Source organism: Mycobacterium sp., assembly GCF_050701675.1.
Taxonomy (GTDB): Bacteria; Actinomycetota; Actinomycetes; order Mycobacteriales; family Mycobacteriaceae; genus Mycobacterium.
Genome location: NZ_JBOGDD010000930.1, coordinates 1 through 2,553, shown reverse-complemented (window position 1 = coordinate 2,553; position 2,553 = coordinate 1). Strand labels below are relative to the sequence as shown.

At 66.2% G+C, this 2,553-nt stretch carries 2 protein-coding genes; one reads left to right on the top strand and one right to left on the bottom strand.

What is annotated here, in order from left to right:
• Positions 1–704: aldehyde dehydrogenase family protein (locus ACRDUX_RS28260; protein WP_526418723.1), on the bottom strand; the 704-nt coding region annotated here is incomplete at its 3' end.
• Between the two features lie 49 nt (positions 705–753).
• Here ACRDUX_RS28260 and pgi point away from each other — a divergent pair.
• The gene (pgi, locus tag ACRDUX_RS28255) at positions 754–2,433 is read left to right on the top strand and encodes a glucose-6-phosphate isomerase (RefSeq protein WP_526418721.1); all 1,680 of its coding nucleotides are present in this window, start codon (positions 754–756) and stop codon (positions 2,431–2,433) included.
• The last annotated feature ends 120 nt before the right edge of the window (positions 2,434–2,553 follow it).

Below are 2,553 nucleotides of genomic sequence, written 5' to 3'. Positions count from 1 at the left end.
GTGGAGCCGGTGAAGGTCAGCTTGCGTAGCCGGCCGTCGTCGATCAGCGCGGTGGTCAGGTCGCCGGGCTTCGAGGTCGGCAGGACCGAAAGCACGCCCTTGGGCAGCCCCGCGTCGTCCATCAGCTTGGCCAGCAGCAGCATGGTCAGCGGTGTTTCCTGGGCGGGCTTGACGATCATCGTGCAGCCCGCGGCCATCGCCGGTCCGATCTTGCGGGTGCCCATCGCCAGCGGGAAGTTCCATGGCGTGATCGCCAGACACGGGCCGACGGGTTGCTTGGTCACGATGATGCGACCGGTCCCCGCCGGGGCCTTCGTGTAGCGGCCACTGATGCGGACGGCTTCCTCGGAGAACCACCGGAAGAACTCCGAGCCGTACTTCACCTCGCCCATGCTCTCGGCGAGCACCTTGCCCATCTCGAGGGTCATCAGCGTCGCGAACTCTTCGGCGCGGGCGGTGATCGCCTCGAATACCGAGCGCAGGATCTCGCCTCGCTCGCGCGCCGGGGTGGCGGCCCAGTCCGCCTGCACGGCGGCGGCCGCATCCAGCGCCGCGATGCCGTCGGCAGGCGTGGCGTTGCCGATGCTGAGCAGCACCTCGTCGGTCGCGGGGTTCAGTACGTCGAAGGTCGAGGACGCCTCGCGCTCCTCACCTCCGATCCACAAGCCGGTCGGCACGGATGACAGGAGCTTTTCGATGTCCATGCATCCATCATTTACACCCTCGAAAGGCGCGCCGCATTAGGGTCGACATATGTCTTCACAACCCGCTGAGATTCCCGACATCACGGCCACTCCGGCGTGGGACGCATTGGTCCGTCACCACGACGAAATCGGAGCCAAGCACCTCCGCGAGTTCTTCGACGAGGACCCCGCACGCGGTCGCGAACTCACGCTGACCGTCGGCGATCTCTACGTCGACTACAGCAAACACCGCGTGACGCGCGAGACACTGGCGCTGCTCATCGACCTCGCCAAGGCCGCCGACCTCGAGGGCCGCCGCGACGCCATGTTCAGCGGTGAGCACATCAACACCTCGGAGGATCGGGCGGTGCTGCACACGGCCCTTCGTCTGCCCAAGGGCGCGGAGTTGACCGTCGACGGGCAGGACGTCGTCAGCGACGTGCACGAGGTGCTTGACTCGATGGGAGCCTTCACCGACAAGCTGCGCAACGGCGAGTGGACCGGCGCGACGGGCGAGCGCATCACGACCGTCGTCAACATCGGCATCGGCGGGTCGGATCTCGGTCCGGTGATGGTGTACGACGCCCTGCGGCATTACGCCGATGCGGGCATCTCGGCCCGGTTCGTCTCGAACGTCGACCCCGCCGACCTGGTGGCCAAACTCGACGGACTCGAGCCCGCCACAACGCTTTTCATCGTCGCGTCCAAGACGTTCTCCACCCTGGAGACGCTGACCAACGCGACGGCGGCCCGCCGCTGGCTCATTGACGGACTCGGCGGCGGTGCCGGACAGGACGCGGTGTCCAAGCACTTCGTCGCGGTGTCCACAAACGAAAAGCTCGTCGACGGCTTCGGGATCGACACCGCCAACATGTTCGGCTTCTGGGACTGGGTCGGGGGCCGCTACTCGGTGGACTCGGCGATCGGGCTGTCGGTGATGGCGGTGATCGGCAAGGAGCGGTTCGCCGAGTTCCTCGCCGGGTTCCATGCCATCGACGAGCATTTCCGCACCACGCCGCTGGAGGCCAATGCGCCTGTGCTGCTTGGCCTCATCGGCCTCTGGTACAACGACTTCTTCGGTGCGCAGTCCCGCGTCGTGCTGCCGTACTCCAACGACCTCTCGCGCTTCGCGGCATATCTGCAGCAGCTGACGATGGAGTCCAACGGCAAGTCGGTACGACGCGACGGCACCCCGGCGACCACCTCGACCGGTGAAATCTATTGGGGCGAACCGGGAACCAACGGCCAGCACGCCTTCTACCAGTTGCTGCACCAGGGCACCCGGCTGATCCCCGCGGACTTCATCGGGTTCTCCCAGCCCACCGACGACCTTCCCACGCGCGACGGCACCGGCAGCAAGCACGACCTGCTGATGAGCAACTTCTTCGCCCAGACCAAGGTGCTCGCGTTCGGCAAGACCGCCGACGAGATCGCGAGCGAGGGCACCAAGGCCGACGTCGTCCCGCACAAGGTGATGCCCGGAAACCGGCCGAGCACTTCGATCTTGGCGACCAAGCTGACGCCGTCAGTGGTCGGTCAGCTGATCGCGCTCTACGAGCATCAGGTCTTCACCGAGGGCGTGATCTGGGGTATCGACTCGTTCGATCAGTGGGGCGTGGAGCTTGGCAAGACGCAGGCCAACTCACTGCTTCCGGTGCTGACCGACGACGCCGCGCCCGCCGAGCAGTCCGACAGCTCGACCGACGCGTTGGTGCGCCACTACCGCGAGGAGCGCGGCCGCAGCGCCTAAACTCCTCCCCCACCCCTGCGATTTGTGGAGTTTCACCGGCGGTGAGCGCCGGTGAACGCACACAAATCGCTGGGGGGAGATCAGAATTCGCGGAGGTGGTCACGCAGCATGGTGGTGGTG